A 16,629-nucleotide genomic window follows, 5' to 3' on the forward strand; every position below is an offset into this window, starting at 1 on the left:
AGGTCGAGGGCTTGATTAAAAAGCGGTTAAATCTGTATGAAGTTTTGAAAGTACAAACTTTTTCAATAACATAGTTAGTGAACAACGTACTTGTCTACGTTGTTTTCTTATAAATAATCCTCGATAGCTCAATGGTAGAGCACTCGGCTGTTAACCGAGTTGTTGTAGGTTCGAGCCCTACTCGGGGAGTTTTGGTGACTTAGCCAAGTGGTAAGGCGTGGGACTGCAACTCCCTGATCGTCGGTTCAAATCCGTCAGTCACCTTAAAAACAGATGAGACATTTCTCATCTGTTTTTTGTTTAGGAAAATATTTTATTATTAAAAAGCCGACTACCAGATATTATGGATAGTCGGCTTTTCTCATTTTAAAGAGTAAGATTACGCTTCTTCTGGATATTTCATTCCCCAGTTATTCCGGATATCGGTCATGATATGCATGACATCCTGTGTATAAGTAAGATGCATGAGGGACTCGATAGTGGATAAATCATTGGATTGTACGGCAGCTTCCATGTCAGCTACTTCATAGCTTAATGCATCGGAAGTAGCGCCGGATGAAATCGTTTCTTTGTGTCCATCATCTGTGTAAGTGATGATTGCTTCCATGGCACGTGGGTATTCAAAAATTTCAATATAGCCTTTGTCAAAAGCTATGGTTGCGCGTTTTGGCTGCTTTGCGTGAAGAGATAAGGTGACCGTTGCCATTTCGCCGGCTGGATTCATAAGAAGAATGCCAGCCTGTTCATCCACACCGGTTGGTGCGTATTTTACCTGGGAAAGCACCTGATCGGCAGTTTCGGCAAAAAACCAGCGGATCAGGGATAAAGCATAAACACCGATATCTAACATAGCGCCTCCGGCCAGATTGCGGTTAAAAAAGCGATTATTCATATCATATTCTTTATAGCTGCCGAAGTTTACCTGGACCAGACGAAGTGGTCCAAGAGTGCCGGAGCTTATGATCTCTGCAAGTTTGCGGTAGATCGGCATATGGAAAATGGTCATGGCTTCTGCCAGAATGACATGATTTTTTTCCGCAAGGGAAATTGCCTCATCCAGTTCGCTTGCATTTAAGGTGATGGATTTTTCGCAAAGGACATGCTTTCCGTTTGCCAGTGCTTGACGCAGATACTGAATATGCGTATTATGTGGGGTAGAGATGTAGATAATGTCCACATCCGGATCGGTAAAGACATCTTCAAGGTGATCATATACCTTGGAAATCTGGTATTTTTCCGCAAATGCTACTGCTTTTTCATGTGTGCGGTTGGCAACGGAATACAGATGACGGTTTTGCCTGGCAAGTGCAGTGGCAAGTTCGTTTGCAATGACACCACAGCCAAGGGTTGCCCAGTTCAATGGTTTCATAGATAAATTTCTCCTTATTTGTGTTTATACTCCTTTTTACGCGCTCATTTTAGCATGAAAGGGCAGACGGTGCAAGTATATGAGGACATAGTGGAATTTTGTTACTGTTCACTCAGCATCTGAATATCATCCTGTCCGGGGGAGTATGATTGTGATGTGGGTGTGAGCAGTAACGAATATTTTACAGGAAAGGAAAAATATGTATCGGATATTAGTTGTGGAAGATGATGAAGTGATTGCAAAAACAATCCGGCAGCATTTACAGAGCTGGAATTATGAAGTCTTTGCAGTAGCGGATTTTAATAGTGTGCTGGAAGAATTTGCCCGGGTGAAACCGCATCTGGTACTGATGGATATAAGGCTTCCGTTTCACAATGGATTTTACTGGTGCACGGAGATCCGGAAAGTATCAAAGCTGCCGATGATATTTGTCTCTTCGATGAATGACAATATGAATCTGGTGATGGCGATCAATATGGGAGGGGATGATTTCATCACAAAACCTTTTGATCTGAATGTGTTGACGGTGAAAATTCAGGCGATGCTGCGCCGGACTTATGAATTTGCAGGGGAAAGCCATATGCTTGAGCATCAGGGGGTGTGGCTGAATCTGTCGGATGGGACACTGACCTACGAAGAGCAGATACTGGAGTTAAGCAAAAATGAGCGGAAGATTTTGCAGACGCTACTTGAAAATCCGGGGGCAATTGTAACGAGGGAGAATCTGATGATGGCATTGTGGGAAAGTGATGTGTATGTGGATGAAAACACATTGTCGGTCAATGTGAACCGGCTGCGAAGAAAACTGGAAACAATAGGGCTGACGGATTTTATCTTAACACGAAAAGGGATCGGTTATCAGATTAAAAATGGATCATGAAAAGGGGAACACCTTGAAGGTATACATCAAACAGTATTTAAACAGATACAAAGGCTGTTATGCACTTGTGGCAGGAATTATGATTTTCTATATTTTCACGCTTTACCTCTGTGGCGTATCCGCAGCAGATATCCGGTATTTTGCGGGATTGGAAATTGTTTTTCTTGTGGTGTCCGCTGTATTTTGCGGGATACGGTACTGGTATCGCCTGCGGACAGTAAAAAGGCAGATCCGGGATTATATGCAGGGCATGCAGGCACTTTCAGATACGGAGGATGCGCTGGAGGAAGTGTATATGGATGCGCTTGAACAACTGCAGAATAAGCGGCAGGAGGAAAAGGGAGCATACAGGAACCAGCAGCGGGAAATGGAAGAATATTATGCTCTGTGGGTGCATCAGATCAAAACGCCGATCTCCGCGATGCGTCTGCTTTTGCAGAGGGAAGAACAAAAACAGACAGAGGATGAAACAGTGGGAATGGAAAAAAGTGTGTTGTATGACATGCAGCAGGAATTATTCTGGATTAACCAGTATGTCAATATGGCACTTCAATACCAGCGGATGAATTCCGGTATGAATGATCTGGTGCTTGAGATGGTTTCAGCGGATCAGGTGGTGCGCACTGCGATCCGGAGGTTTGCGCCGATTATGATTCGTAAAAAGATTGCCATTCACTATGAGGAATGCCGGGAGATGGTGCTTTCGGATGAAAAGTGGCTGGAATTTGTTGTGGAGCAGATTTTGTCCAATGCGATTAAGTACAGCGGCGAAAATCACGCGGTTACAATACATATAAACCGGAATGAAGCCGACAATACCTGTGAGTTTGTGATCTCTGATCAGGGAATCGGCATCCGGAAGGAGGATCTGCCAAGGATTTTTGAAAAAGGTTATACTGGGTATAACGGACGGGCAGATAAAACTTCGACGGGAATCGGACTTTATCTGTGCCGGGAGATTACCAAAAAGCTTGGGCATGGGATTATGATCACATCCGAAATTGGAAAAGGTACGGATGTGACAATTGTATTTGAAAGAAATAATTTGGATGTCCGGGATTAAGTGTTTTGACGTGGGAGACAAATAACATGGATACTCGGGACGTAAAAACAGGTATCTTACACAAATGTAAGATACAAAGCCGAAATGTAAGACAAATCAATGGCTTGCATTTCGGTTTTTTGCTATTCTGAAATTGTAAAAAAGGGACAGAGTTATTTTATGAAAAACAGTAGAAAAAAGGACAGATTTATAAGGAGTAAAAATCATGACAATTTTAGAAGTGCATAATCTGAAAAAAGTTTATACGACGAGATTTGGTGGCAATCAGGTGCAGGCACTGCGAAACATCCAGTTCTCGGTAGAGGAAGGCGAGTATGTCGCGATCATGGGCGAGTCCGGATCGGGCAAGACAACACTTTTGAATATTCTGGCGGCGCTTGACCGTCCGACGGAGGGAGAAGTACTGCTGAACGGGAAAAACCTTGTGACGGTGCGGGAAAAAGAAATTGCAGCATTTCGGCGGGAGCATCTTGGCTTTGTGTTTCAGGATTTTCATCTGCTTGACAATTTTTCGCTGAAGGACAATATTTTCCTGCCGCTGGTGCTCTCAAATGTGCCTTATAAGCAGATGAATGAGTGGCTTTATCCAATTGCGCAGAAACTTGGCATTGTGGATATTCTGGAGAAGTATCCGTATGAGGTGTCCGGTGGACAAAAACAGCGTGCGGCGGTGGCGCGGGCAATCATCACAAAGCCGGAGCTGATCCTTGCGGATGAACCGACAGGAGCTTTGGACTCCAAGGCAACCGACAGCCTGTTGACGCTGTTTTCGCAGATCAATAAGGAGGGGCAGACGGTTCTTATGGTAACGCACAGTACCAAGGCGGCGAGCCATGCAAACCGGGTGCTTTTTATCAAGGACGGGGAAGTTTTCCACCAATTGTACCGCGGAAGCATGAGTAATGAACAATTGTATGCAAAGATTTCGGAAACATTGACCGTTCTGACGACAGGTGGTGAGAACTATGAATAATCTGTATGTACGGCTGGCAAAAAACAACCTGAAAAATAACAAATCACTGTATGTTCCTTATATGGTTGCGGGAATGATCACGGTGCTTATGTTTTACATTATGATGTTTATCAACAACAGTGCCGGGCTTGAAAAAATGCGCGGAGCCTATTATATTACAACAATCATGTCGTTTGGTGTGATTGTGGTAGGCGTTTTCTCGTATATCTATATTTTTTATACAAACAGCTTTATCAGTAAAAGGCGTAAAAAAGAGATGGGAATTTACAATATTCTCGGGATGGAAAAGCGGCATATTGCAAAAGTGCTTGCCATTGAGACGGTGTTTACCGCGTTTGTCTCGATCGTCGGAGGCATTGTTGCTGGAATTTTGTTTTCCAAACTGGCACTTATGCTGATTTACCGGATTCTGGGGATTCCGGTGACGATCGAATTTTCCGTTCCGCCGTCTGCCGTGAAAAATACCGTGCTGGTGTTTGGTATTTTGTATATGATGACGCTTTTTTACAATCTGATGCAGATGAAACTGGCAAATCCGGTGGAACTTTTGCGGGGCAGCAGTGTGGGAGAAAAGGAGCCGAAAACGAAGTGGCTTATGGCAATTTTAGGAGTAGTATGTCTCGGTGCGGGATATGCAATTGCCATTACGACAGAGCAGCCAATGAAAGTGATCAGCCTGTTTTTTGTGGCAGTGCTTCTGGTGATCGCTGGAACATATCTGCTGTTTACGGCGGGCAGTATTGCGGTGTTAAAGCTGCTGCGGAAAACCCATGGATTTTATTACCAAAAAAAGCATTTTATCGCGGTATCGACGATGATGTACCGGATGAAGCAGAATGCGGCGGGGCTGGCAAGCATCTGTATTTTATCGACGATGGTGATGGTCATGGTGTCTACCACGGTCTGTATGTTTGCGGGTCTTGATGATGAGATTAACATGCTCTATCCGTATGAGATCAACGTGCAGACCGGCTATTCTGAGGTGAAGGAAAATGTATCGGAGCAGAGTTCGGATATTATACAGTTTATAGAGGATACGGGAACAAACGTGACGGACAGTGAGAGTTATTCGTATCTGAATTTTGCGATGACGTTGGAGAAAGATTCTCTTACGATTGGGCAGAAACCGACAAATGCGAGCCTGTATTTTCTGACGCGAGATAATTTCCTTCGGATGGATCACACGCTGACAGAGGCGGATGTGCCAAAGGTAGAAGCCGGAAAAATTCTTATCTACCGGGAAAAACGGTTCCAGTCTACGAAAACATTGCGTGGAGATCAGATACAGATTCTTGGAGAAACGTTTACCGTACAGCAAAATGGATACTGTAAGAATCGCTGCAATGGAGGGGCTATTTCGTTCATGGACGGGGTTTATTATATTGTTGTGGATCATATGCAGACGCTGCAGAAGTTGCAGAAACTGGCGATCGCTGAGGCAAATACAGAGAATGTCAGTGCGTATGCCTATGAAAATGTACTTGGAATCAATATTACCGGAACGGAGACAGAAAAGATCGCGTGCAGCGGAAACGTGGAGAATTATTCCTCTGGGGAAAAATATGGCGTTGTCTGGCGGCGCGTGCGCGGCAGGGCAGTAAACCGGAAGGAGCTGCTGGCACTGTACGGAGGGTTTTTCTTCCTTGGGATTTTCCTTGGCATCGTCTTTCTGGCAGTGACAGTGATGATTATTTTCTACAAACAGGTATCGGAGGGGTACGAGGACAAGGAGCGATACCGGATCATGGAACAGGTGGGCATGAGCAATGTCGAGGTGAAGTCAGCGATCGAGACGCAGATCCGCATGGTGTTCTTTCTGCCGATCGTGGTGGCAGCACTGCATGTCGTGGCGGCATTTCCACTGATCCGCAGAGTGCTTTCCCTGTTGATTATGGACAGCGGGCAGTTGTTTGTCTGGTGTCTCGTTACAACGGTACTTGCATTTGCGGTTATCTATTATGTGGTATTTCGGATCACTTCAAAAATTTATTACCGCATTGTGGGCAATCAGGTGCGCTGAATTATTTGTGGAAAGTCACAGGCAGCACAACGGAAAATACATTTTTGTCCCCCTGCCGTTCTACGGTAATTTTGCCGGAATGGTTCGTGACAATAGAGTGCGCAATGGACAGACCGAGCCCAAAGTGACCGTTATCCGCGCGTGCTTCGTCTGCGCGGAAAAAACGTTCAAACAGGCGGTCGTGGATTTCTTCAGGAATCGGATTGCCGGTATTTTCCACGGATAAATAAAATTTACGGTTATGGATATGGGCATGAATTTCTATACTTCCATTTTCCGGGGTATAGCTTAACGCATTATTTAACAGGATGGAAGCGAGATTTTGAATCTGATGCTCGTTTCCATCCATTTTCATTTGTTCCTGAATATCAACGGAAAATGCAATGTGTTTTTCAAAAGCAACACTTTCCATCGGATAGATAATGTCGAGCAGTGCGTCATCTACAGGGAAAACCGCATGGGTATTCTGGATCTGTGGGGCATCCAGCCGCGTGAGCGTAAGCATTTTCTGGACAAGAGAGATCATCCGGGAAGTTTCCTGCTGAATATACAGCAGATGTTTATTGTCCCTGCCCACTTCAGAAGAGAGAAGTTCCGCATTGGCGCTGATGACGGAGAGTGGAGTTTTCAGCTCATGACTGGCATTGGAAATAAATTTTTTCTCGGAAAGAATTGTATTTTCAATGGGTTTTACCATCCATCGCGAGAGTGCTTTGGAGGAAATGGTAAATACGATAATTCCAAGCAATGCGAGGATGAAACAGAGAAAGACGGTTGGCAGTGTTGATTTTAGAGCCGGTGTTCCACTGAGCATTAAAACATAATATTGTCCTTTTTTGGCGCGGAGATGATTTACGGAAACATAGCGTTTGAAAAAGATATATTTTTTGTTGTTGGAAATAAGGGCTTTTCCCTGTTTTAAAAGGAATTTATCAGATACATCGGAAAAAGTGTCAAACATGATTTCCATTTCATTAGATTCGTCAATGGAAAAAAGGCAATAGGGAATATGATCAAGTTCGGATGGCGAGGTCTGTCCATTGGAAATAACGAAGGCATCCCATGTCGTATAGTGGAGAGCTGCACGAACGGTTTGCTGCAGATCACTTAAGTTATTCCGGTATGAGTTATTAATAAAAAGAAATAAAATAACAAGCCAGATGATGGTAAGCAGAAAAATAAAAAGTGTACTAATTCTTTTTTGCAAAGATTTAATCATTCGGAAACCTCCATAATATAACCGACACCGCGGATCGCACGAATTGTTACATTCACTTGTAAGTGGTGAAATTTGCGGCGCAGGAAGGAAACATATACTTCTACATTGTTGTATTCGGCGTTAGAATCAAATCCCCATATTTTGGTAGTAATCTGATTTTTTTCGAGAACCTGATTACAATTGTTCATAAAAAATTCCAATAGCTGCATTTCTTTTCCGGAAATCTGAACGGATTTTCCAGTCTGGGTATTGCAGATTTCACAGGTAGCAGGATTGTAAGAGAGGTTTCCTACTACAGGATGTGAAGTATCCTGATGGGTGCTTCGTCTGCTGATTGCCTGAATACGCATAAAAAGTTCACGAATTTCAAAAGGTTTGGTCATATAATCATCCGCACCGGTTGTAAATCCCTGAATCTTATCATCCAATTCTGTTTTCGCAGAGAGAATCAGTACCGGTACATTTTGTCCATCTTTGCGCAAAGAAGAAAGAACTTCATATCCATTCATTTTAGGAAGCATCAGATCTAAAATAATCATATCGTAGATGCCGGTGGAGGCATGCTCATAGCCTGTCAATCCATCATGAGCAGTATCCACCTGGTAGTTTTCATTTTGTAAAGCTTCTGCAATGGTATCCGCAAGTCGGATAGAATCTTCAATTACTAAAATTTTCAATTGGAATCCCCTTTATTTTGTAAATCATATCTGTTGTATTTGAAATTTATTATAACGAATCTGGAAAATCTTGCAATCAGAAATTTAATTTTCCAAAAAATTCCTGTTATTGAAAGAAAAAATGATATTTTCAAGGTTCATTCAAGGAAGAAAATATATGATAAATGTGTAAAAAGGATTATAACAGGAAAGGATTTAAACATGAAAACACTGTATTTACATATAGGAACACCAAAAACAGCAACATCGTCGATTCAGAAATTTCTGAAAGAAAACTGGGATGTTCTGCAAAAGCATGGATATTTTTTGCCTGAATCCTTACATATGTATCCTGGCGTAAATGCAAGGAGAAATGCACATTTTTTAGTTGGGAAAGTTCAAAATGAGAAGGGAGAGAGGGATAAAAAGAAAGAAACCATTTATTTAAAAGAGGGATTACAACAGATTCGGGATGCTTTTGAAAACTATGATCATGTAATTCTGACAGATGAATCTATTTGGTATTGTCTTAGTTATGGAAAAAACTCTTTGCTTTATGATTTGAAAAAGGAGGCAGATGAACAAAATTATCAAATTAAAGTGATCGTTTATCTTCGCAGACAGGATAAATTTTTATTATCCCGTTGGAATCAGAGTGTGAAGCAGAGAACTTCGCATGTGTCGGAAATGCCATGTGACCAGTATTTTAAAATGACACAGGAAAAGAACGAAAAGATATATCAGTATGATAAAAAACTGGATGAAATTGCGGAAGTGATCGGAAAAGAAAATCTGATTGTGCGGAGATTTGTACCGGAGAGCTGGCGTGATGGTTCTATTATTCATGATTTTATGCATGAAATCGGAATGGATGTAACATCAGAATTTCAGGAACTGGAAGAAAATGTGAATCTTCGTCTGGATAAAAATACAACGGAAATTAAAAGAATTCTGAATCAGGAATCAGAATTCTCTGTAAAAGAAATTTCGTATATGGGAAAATATCTGAAAGAAATCTCAAAGACCTATATAGAAAAAGATACGACAGAAATGCTGTCAAAAGAGGAATTGCAGCAATTTTTGAAAAAGTACGAAGAAGGAAATTATAGAGTAGCAGAAAAATATATGAAGGAAGAAGGTCCGTTATTTTCCGATAAAATAAAAGATTTGCCAAAATGGTCCCCACAGAATGAAGGAATGTTGGAAGAAGTAATTTTGTTTTTTTCAAAGTTTATGATTGATTTGAAAAGAACCAATGATTTACAGAAAAATCAGATTAAAGATTTACAGACAGAGCTTCGAAAGACTGAAACAGAATTTAAGATGTTCCAGAACAAAGTAAGACATCCGTTCCGAACGATCTTAAAAAGAATATTTCGATAAAAGAAATGGGTGGCTGACAGAAGATGGAAGAAACAGAAAGAAATGTAAAAAAAGATGTAACACACAATCTCGTGTGGCATACGATGGAAATCAGTAGAAAAATGCGCGAAGACCATATGAAGCAGAAAGCTTTTACGATCTGGATGAGTGGATTATCCGGTGCAGGAAAATCTACCATAGCAAATGCGCTGGAAAAACGATTGTATGCAATGGGAAAGAAAACCATGCTTTTGGATGGAGATAATGTGCGGATGGGCTTAAACAGCAATCTTGGTTTTTCCGATGAGGACCGGGTAGAAAATATCCGGCGGATAGCAGAGGTTGCAAAGCTGATGAATGATGCAGGCCTGATCGTGATTACCGCATTTATTTCTCCATATCGGCACGATCGGGAGAATGCGAAGCAGATTATCGGAGATGAATTTCGTGAAGTATATGTGAGCACGTCGATTGAAGAATGTGAAAAACGTGATGTAAAAGGTTTGTATAAAGCTGCGCGGGAAGGAAAAATAGCACAGTTTACAGGAATTACAAGCCCCTATGAAGTTCCGGAGCATGCAGATGTCGTGATAGATACCGCGGAGATGGATGTAGAAACATGTGTGAATCATATTTTGGAGCAATTAAAAGAACTGTTGCAGGAATCGAAGTGAGTCGGTCGGGCCAGTTTATCCGGTCCATGTTTCGGATTGGATGTATCGGATTTGGGGGCGGAAGTGCCCTCATTCCAGTAATCGAAAAAGAAATTGTGGAACGGCAGGGGATTGACACAAAACAGAATATCGATAAAGATGTTATTGTTGCAAGTATTACACCAGGAGCACTTCCAGTGGAGATTGCAGCATCTATCGGGCGGCGGGCATTTGGCTCCAAAGGAATGATTGCCGGAGCTGTCATGTTTGCCCTTCCGGGAACTGTTATGACGGTGTTGCTGGTTGCGGTTCTTTCCATGTTTCAGGAAAAAATTTTATCGATTGTGAATCTTATTTCGGTTGGTGTATCTGTTTTTATAGTGTATTTACTGTTGTGCTATATTCGAAATATGTTAAAAGAATGCAAAGAAGCCGGAAGGGGAAGAATTTGCCGGGCAGTTTTTCTGATGTTTCTGGTTTTTGCAATGTCTTTTGTCATTTCATCCGTGGAAATACTGGCATTATTCTTTTTTGCCATATTTTTTACAAGAGGAAATTATCAAAAAACGAATCTGCTGTTTTTGATGGGAATTACGGCTGCCTATATCATGTGTCATGGAAAAGGCATGCTTCTGGCTGGTTCCAAATGGCATATTCTGATAGATACCGGAATGTTACTGCTTGGCAGTTATGGTATGATCCGGAATGTAGCTGATACAGGATTTCATGGAAAAAAAGACTGGAAAGTGATTGGAAAAGATGTTGGGATCTGGGCAGTGTTTGCATTGGTGTGTATCATTCCAGCACTTCTGGTGAATCGTCATGCACTTGTTTTTTCCGGAAATGGGCTGTTATCTTCCTGGATATCGTTTGGCGGTGGAGATGCCTACCTTACCATTGCAGACGGAATTTTTGTAGAAGGAAATATGGTTACTTCCCAGCAGTATTATAATCATATTGTACCGGCAGTAAATGTGCTTCCCGGATCAATTCTGTGTAAGACCCTGGCAGCAGTTGGATATTATATGGGATGGAATCTGACCGGAAATTTTATGGTCGGAATTTTATTTTCGATTGCAGGCTTTGCATGCAGTGTTGCAGCGTCCTGCAGCTTTTTTATGCTGGCATATCATTTGTATGACTATCTGACCACATTGCAGGTATTCCGCATTATTCGTAAGTGGATTCGACCAATTATTGGTGGATTGCTGATGAAGATTATGGTATTGCTGTGCTGGCAGAGCATACAGATTGTGATAGCAATGATATGATATTTGCAGTTACAGGAAAAATATAACATTGACAAATAAAGGGGAAAATGGTTACTATAAGACAGTTGTGTAAATGATAGATATAACGGTAAAACAGGAGATACAAAAATTGAAATTTACGAAAGCAAAAATCATAGCAGCAGGAGTGATATTGGCAGGAATCTGTATGATTACACCTCAGCAGCTGAGAGCAGAGGTACCGGAAGCACAGATGGATGGTGTAATGGGGCAAAGCATCAAAGAAGAGATGGATGATACACAGATTTCAGACGTGGATACGCAGAGGGACGGATGGTTGTCCACATATGCCATGCCACGGCTGTTGGGGGCATCTAAGGCATCTTCCGGTTATACGCAGGATTTTCTGGATAGTTCCTTTACATCAAAGGTAGATTATACAAGTGTGACGTATTATCATAAATCAGACTATGAAGATGCGCAGCTTTTGAACGGAATAGATGTCTCCTGGTGGCAGGCAAAAAATAAAAAAACAACAGCACTTAACTGGGAAAAAATACATGATGCAGGGATAGATTTTGCATTTGTCCGTGTAGCATCGCGAGACACTTCTGATGGAAGTATTTATGAAGATACGGCGGCAGATTCCCATATTCAGGCGGCACTTGAGAACAACATCAATGTCGGTCTGTACATATTTTCACAGGCACTGACAGAAAAAGAGGCAAAACAGGAAGCAGAATATGTGCTGGATCTGGCAGATAAATACGGCTGGGATGTGACCCTTCCGATTGTTATAGACAGGGAAAAAGGAAGTCACAACCGCCTGACAGGGGGAAAACTCTCCAAAGCAAAAGAGACAGCGGTCTGCCAGTCATTTGCAGATACGATTTCCGATGCGGGATATCAGCCGGTTGTTTATGCTTCATATGCATGGATCAAATCCTATATTGATACAGATTCCCTGGAGGATTGCGGCATCTGGATTGCGCGGTACAATAATACGACAACGAGCAATGCAAAAAGCGGGGAACCTTATGCAGACACAGCATATGACTATGAATTCTGGCAGTATTCATCCGTTGCAAAAGTGAGTGGATATACGGGAAATCTGGACGTAAATTTCTGGTACAAGGACACCAGTGCAAAAACCGGAGGATTGAAAGCAACTGTGGGGAATGCATTTGACCCTGTGAAACTAAGCTGGGGCAAAGCTGCCGATGATGTAACCGGATACCGCGTGTACCGGTATGACGAAAAACAGAAAAAATATGTTTATATGAAGCAGACGAGTGGAAAAAGCTTTACGGATACCGATGTGACAAGCGGAAAGACTTATCAGTACAGGGTGCGCTGCTTTTGGACCATCGGTGGGACAAATTATTATGGAAATTATTCTTCGGTGGTATCGGCCACCGTTCCGCCGGCAAAAGTGTCCGATGTAAAAACACAAAAGCGCAGCAGTACATATGTGACACTTGGATGGAGCAAAATATCAGGTTCCAGCGGATACCGGGTTTATAAATATAACACAGCAGAAAAGAAATATGAAAGTGTGGCAACGATTGCAGGCGGAGCAGAAGTTTCTTATAAAGTTACAGGATTGAGCGGAGCTACAACGTACAAATTTAAAGTGAAATCCTATAAAAAAGCAGAAGGGGAAACCGTCTGGGGAGAAGCTTCTGACGCACATGAAGAGTGCACAAATCCGCTGAAGGTAAAAAATCTCCGGCTGCAGACAAAATCTTGTGCAGTCACATTAAAATGGGATAAAACCAGCAATGTAACCGGATACCAGATTTACCGTTATAACAGTAAAACGAAAAAGTATGATAAAATTGCCACTATTAACAATAACAAAACATTTTCCTATAAGGATTCCAAATTGAAAAAGGGGACTGTCAGTCAGTATAAAGTCCGTGCATATAAATCTTATAATGGGAAAACGTATGTGGGTACCTGTTCAAACGTTACGAAAATAAAAGTGAAATAGGTAATGATTCATGGGTGATTCACACAAATAATTTCAGAAAATTGAACAGAACACCATCAAATGCATTTCCTAAGAAATCAAGATTCTTTATATAAGAACTCCACGCAAAAAGCCACGCAGTAAAATATTTTGACTGCGTGGCTTTACATATTATTTAATATAAACATGGATTCATAGTGCTTCGATGGAATCAATCATCATCAGCAACTACTTTTACCGTATACACAACCGATTTTTTTTCATCCTTGGAATTAGTATATCTGCAGGTGATCTTTGTTGTTCCTCTAAGTCAAAATCGTCCCAGACCTTCTCATACTTGACAGAAGCACCGGACTTCCGGAGAGAGTAATCTTTCTTTGCCTCTGTTACAGATACCTTGATGGTGTCCCCGTAACGATACAGCAACAAAATCCATATCATCACCGGTTCTGTATGTGGATGTCCTCTTTGGCATCGAGCCTTACCATATCTGGAAAAAGGATGAGGATCATGCCGCAGGCGATGTAAAGGATGATATTCCGTTTCAGCCGGATCGTGACCAGCAGGAACAGGTATTTTGCGCATTTGTCAAAGAGTATCCGAATCTGAAATGTATTGCCAGACATGTCCGTTTTGCACACAGCTGCAGCGAAAACAGCCTTCTGGCATATCTGTGGAAAGATGGACAGATTTATGAAAGCAGACGTCTGACCTTTCATATCCTCGACCGGGTCGGAGGCGGAGATGCATTTGTAAGCGGCATTATTTATGGCCTGATGAATGATTATACACCGGAGGATACGGTGAATTTCGGTGTTGCAGCAAGTGCTGTAAAGCATACGATTCATGGGGACGGAAATATTACGGATGATGTTTCTTTGATCCGGCATGTGATGGAAATGAATTTTGATATCAAACGATAAAACGGTGAGGTAATAACATGAATGAATTAGAAGAAAAATTTTATGAAACCGGAGTGGTTCCGGTCGTTGTATTGGAAGATGCAGAGGATGCAGTGCCGCTTGCACAGGCACTGGTCGAAGGAGGACTTTTGAGTGCGGAAGTGACCTTCCGCACCGCAGCAGCAGAGGAGTCCATCCGCCGGATGACGGAGGCTTTTCCACAGATGCTGGTGGGAGCCGGCACGGTGCTTACGAAGGAGCAGGTCGATGCGGCTGCAGCAGCCGGTGCAAAGTTTATCGTAAGTCCGGGATTTGATCTGGAGATCGTAGATTACTGTCTGAAAAAGAAGATTCCGGTTCTGCCGGGCTGCATTTCTCCTTCAGAAGTCGCACAGGCGGTCAAAAGAGGTCTTACCATTGTGAAATTCTTCCCGGCAGAGCAGGCTGGCGGAATTGCCATGATCAAAGCGATGGCAGCACCGTATGTGGGGCTTAAGTTTATGCCGACCGGCGGAATTAACGCAGGAAATTTAACGGAGTATCTTTCCTGTGACAAGATCCTCTGCTGCGGTGGAAGCTGGATGGTGAAAGGGGATCTTGTAAAAGCCGGAGATTTCGGCAAAATCAGGGAACTGTCCGCAGAGGCCAGAAAACTCATAGATACTATCCGGAAATAGTTGGTATTTGATACTGTCTGACCGCATCAGCACCACCAGGCAGGAAGAGAATAAGGAGAATAGCGACGATCCATGGGAACAGTGTGGTAAAAATGTTATACAGGTCTCCCAGTGGATCCTCGCTGTAATCCCAGAAAGGTCTGGCAGGATCATTGATCCAGTAGACATTTATGATTGTCCGCAGATGGGATCTGGTACTGCTTAGCGGAGAACAGGAGAATTTTCTGCAGTACTCCTTTCCGGCTACCGTGTAAGTATACCTTGCCGCCCAGTAATTGTGGTCGGAATTTGACCGGTTGACCGTGATTCTTTTTGCATCTTTTTTTATAATCATTCCCTTTGTGACATGTCCGCGTTCTTTTGCAATTTCAATTTTTCTGCTCAGCCCAACTTTTCTTTTGGCTAAAAACTTCAGATCAATGATGTACAGTGGTATCAGCGATATAACGGCTACAGTTACCTGCCATGGATACTGGCGGATGGCGTTGATGATTTCTTTAAATTCCATGATTTCCCCCTTTTTTGCTTCATATCAGGAAGCGGTTTTGAACACTTTCCCGGTACTGCCGTCTCTTATGCGGTCAGACCATGGAAAGGAATATGGTCTTTGCATCCTTAATTATAGGAAAAAAGGGATTATTTGGCAATAAAAAACAACTGTAAACGTTTTCATATATTAGGCATATCTATCTGTACATTTCATGAAAGCATAACGACAATTCAGAATAAAATCCCCGGATTTATTTGTCCTTAAATCCTGTAAAACAAAGCATTTTTGGAAAAATTATATTCATATCAATCATGTATGAATATAGGGGAATAAACCGCAAAGGGTGAAAACGATTTCATATTTTGCCTTTGTCATTTCCATACTGCCGCGTATATAATGCAGGCAACAACAACACAGGGAGGTGTGGAAATGGAAACATCAAACATTATAGAAAACAAAGCACTTTGTGACGAATATATGGGAAAATACCCGGTTATTTTTCTATCCCTCAAGAGCGTGGAGGGATTGAATTTTGAAGCAGCAAAGTACCGTATTACGGAATTGATAGGAAGGGAAGCACAGCGTTTTGATTTCCTTTTGGAAAGTGACAACCTTTCTGACGATGAAAAGCTGCAATATAAAGCAATTACCGGGATGCAAAATGGAAAGTTTTCTATGGATGAGGATATTTTGGGTTCAAGTATCCAGATATTGTCATATTTTTGGAATGGCGTTAAAGACCAATGACAGTCTGGCATTTGCTGTTCTGACCGGCTGCCTGCGCACTACAAAAGAGAGTATTTTCACGGGGCTTAATAATTTTAAAGTGTTGTCCATCCTTGATCCAAGATTTGTAGAGTGAAAATCGTTCTATGAGGTCTTTTTTTTATGATAAAATCAGCATTGAACACGTTTTCGTAAAACTTCCATCTCACTTCCATTTTTACACAAATCCATATAATCCTACCAAGAACATATGAAATATACACCGCTATCTGTAAACGATCTCAATGCTGCAGAGCGCGGAAAAGAAAACAATTACTACAACCGTATATTCCTTCTTCAGCGCATACTCCATGAGATGGGATTACGCATTGACCTTTTTAACGTTATCTGCAATACCAATGATTATATTCTTCCTGTTTATGCAGAAATATCTGATTA

General features: G+C 42.0%; 14 protein-coding genes, 2 tRNA genes and 1 pseudogene. 13 read left to right on the top strand and 4 right to left on the bottom strand.

All coding sequences use genetic code 11. The features are described 5' to 3' along the window. Positions 1-117: 117 nt before the first annotated feature. A tRNA-Asn gene (locus tag DXD06_RS09855) sits at positions 118-189 on the top strand. 4 nt (positions 190-193) lie between these two features. After that, positions 194-264: transfer RNA gene (locus DXD06_RS09860), tRNA-Cys, on the top strand. Between the two features lie 115 nt (positions 265-379). Here DXD06_RS09860 and DXD06_RS09865 read toward each other — a convergent pair. Next, the gene (locus tag DXD06_RS09865; protein ID WP_117831509.1) at positions 380-1,369 is read right to left on the bottom strand and encodes a Gfo/Idh/MocA family protein; all 990 of its coding nucleotides are present in this window, start codon (positions 1,367-1,369) and stop codon (positions 380-382) included. 199 nt (positions 1,370-1,568) lie between these two features. Here DXD06_RS09865 and DXD06_RS09870 point away from each other — a divergent pair, with 199 nt between their 5' ends. The 4 genes from DXD06_RS09870 to DXD06_RS09885 all read left to right on the top strand — a co-directional run bounded on the left by DXD06_RS09870 (position 1,569) and on the right by DXD06_RS09885 (position 6,305). Then, positions 1,569-2,249, top strand: coding sequence for a response regulator transcription factor (locus tag DXD06_RS09870; protein ID WP_117831510.1), 681 nt, complete (start codon positions 1,569-1,571; stop codon positions 2,247-2,249). A 13-nt stretch (positions 2,250-2,262) separates the two neighbouring features. Continuing rightward, positions 2,263-3,312 (top strand): sensor histidine kinase, encoded by a 1,050-nt coding sequence (locus DXD06_RS09875; protein WP_158569509.1) that lies wholly within the window; start codon positions 2,263-2,265, stop codon positions 3,310-3,312. Positions 3,313-3,517: 205 nt separating this feature from the next. After that, the gene (locus DXD06_RS09880; RefSeq protein WP_022046521.1) at positions 3,518-4,285 is read left to right on the top strand and encodes an ABC transporter ATP-binding protein; all 768 of its coding nucleotides are present in this window, start codon (positions 3,518-3,520) and stop codon (positions 4,283-4,285) included. Then, a complete protein-coding gene (locus tag DXD06_RS09885; RefSeq protein WP_117831512.1) occupies positions 4,278-6,305 on the top strand; it encodes an FtsX-like permease family protein in 2,028 nt (675 codons plus the stop codon). Before DXD06_RS09880 ends, DXD06_RS09885 begins: the two co-directional genes overlap by 8 nt. Position 6,306: 1 nt before the next feature. Here DXD06_RS09885 and DXD06_RS09890 read toward each other — a convergent pair whose 3' ends face one another. After that, positions 6,307-7,524 (bottom strand): sensor histidine kinase, encoded by a 1,218-nt coding sequence (locus tag DXD06_RS09890; protein ID WP_117831513.1) that lies wholly within the window; start codon positions 7,522-7,524, stop codon positions 6,307-6,309. After that, the gene (locus DXD06_RS09895; protein WP_117831514.1) at positions 7,521-8,201 is read right to left on the bottom strand and encodes a response regulator transcription factor; all 681 of its coding nucleotides are present in this window, start codon (positions 8,199-8,201) and stop codon (positions 7,521-7,523) included. Before DXD06_RS09895 ends, DXD06_RS09890 begins: the two co-directional genes overlap by 4 nt. 201 nt (positions 8,202-8,402) lie before the next feature. Here DXD06_RS09895 and DXD06_RS09900 point away from each other — a divergent pair, with 201 nt between their 5' ends. The 6 genes from DXD06_RS09900 (at position 8,403) to eda (ending at position 14,975) form a co-directional block, all read left to right on the top strand. After that, positions 8,403-9,563 (top strand): hypothetical protein, encoded by a 1,161-nt coding sequence (locus DXD06_RS09900; RefSeq protein WP_147343622.1) that lies wholly within the window; start codon positions 8,403-8,405, stop codon positions 9,561-9,563. 23 nt (positions 9,564-9,586) lie between these two features. Continuing rightward, positions 9,587-10,216 (top strand): adenylyl-sulfate kinase, encoded by a 630-nt coding sequence (gene cysC, locus DXD06_RS09905; protein ID WP_117831516.1) that lies wholly within the window; start codon positions 9,587-9,589, stop codon positions 10,214-10,216. Further along, a complete protein-coding gene (locus tag DXD06_RS09910; RefSeq protein ID WP_117831517.1) occupies positions 10,162-11,466 on the top strand; it encodes a chromate transporter in 1,305 nt (434 codons plus the stop codon). The genes cysC and DXD06_RS09910 overlap by 55 nt, the downstream gene beginning before the upstream one ends. 109 nt (positions 11,467-11,575) lie before the next feature. Then, positions 11,576-13,417 (top strand): GH25 family lysozyme, encoded by a 1,842-nt coding sequence (locus DXD06_RS09915; RefSeq protein ID WP_158569510.1) that lies wholly within the window; start codon positions 11,576-11,578, stop codon positions 13,415-13,417. Positions 13,418-13,851: 434 nt separating this feature from the next. Continuing rightward, complete coding sequence (locus tag DXD06_RS09925; RefSeq protein ID WP_330418190.1) at positions 13,852-14,319, top strand: PfkB family carbohydrate kinase; 468 nt, start codon at positions 13,852-13,854, stop codon at positions 14,317-14,319. 17 nt (positions 14,320-14,336) lie between these two features. Continuing rightward, on the top strand, positions 14,337-14,975 hold the full coding sequence (eda, locus tag DXD06_RS09930) for a bifunctional 4-hydroxy-2-oxoglutarate aldolase/2-dehydro-3-deoxy-phosphogluconate aldolase (RefSeq protein ID WP_117831520.1): 639 nt from the start codon (positions 14,337-14,339) through the stop codon (positions 14,973-14,975). On the opposite strand, the gene DXD06_RS09935 is transcribed toward eda, so the two are convergent. Beyond that, on the bottom strand, positions 14,962-15,483 hold the full coding sequence (locus DXD06_RS09935) for a hypothetical protein (RefSeq protein ID WP_022045870.1): 522 nt from the start codon (positions 15,481-15,483) through the stop codon (positions 14,962-14,964). The two genes, eda and DXD06_RS09935, sit on opposite strands and share 14 nt — an antisense overlap. A 426-nt stretch (positions 15,484-15,909) precedes the next feature. Between DXD06_RS09935 and DXD06_RS09940 the strand changes: the two are divergent. Next, a pseudogene (locus tag DXD06_RS09940) lies at positions 15,910-16,324 on the top strand (AAA family ATPase); the annotation flags it as partial. Between the last annotated feature and the right edge of the window lie 305 nt (positions 16,325-16,629).

The organism is Roseburia sp. TF10-5 (assembly GCF_003462365.1).
GTDB classification, from domain to species: Bacteria; Bacillota; Clostridia; order Lachnospirales; family Lachnospiraceae; genus Roseburia; species Roseburia faecis.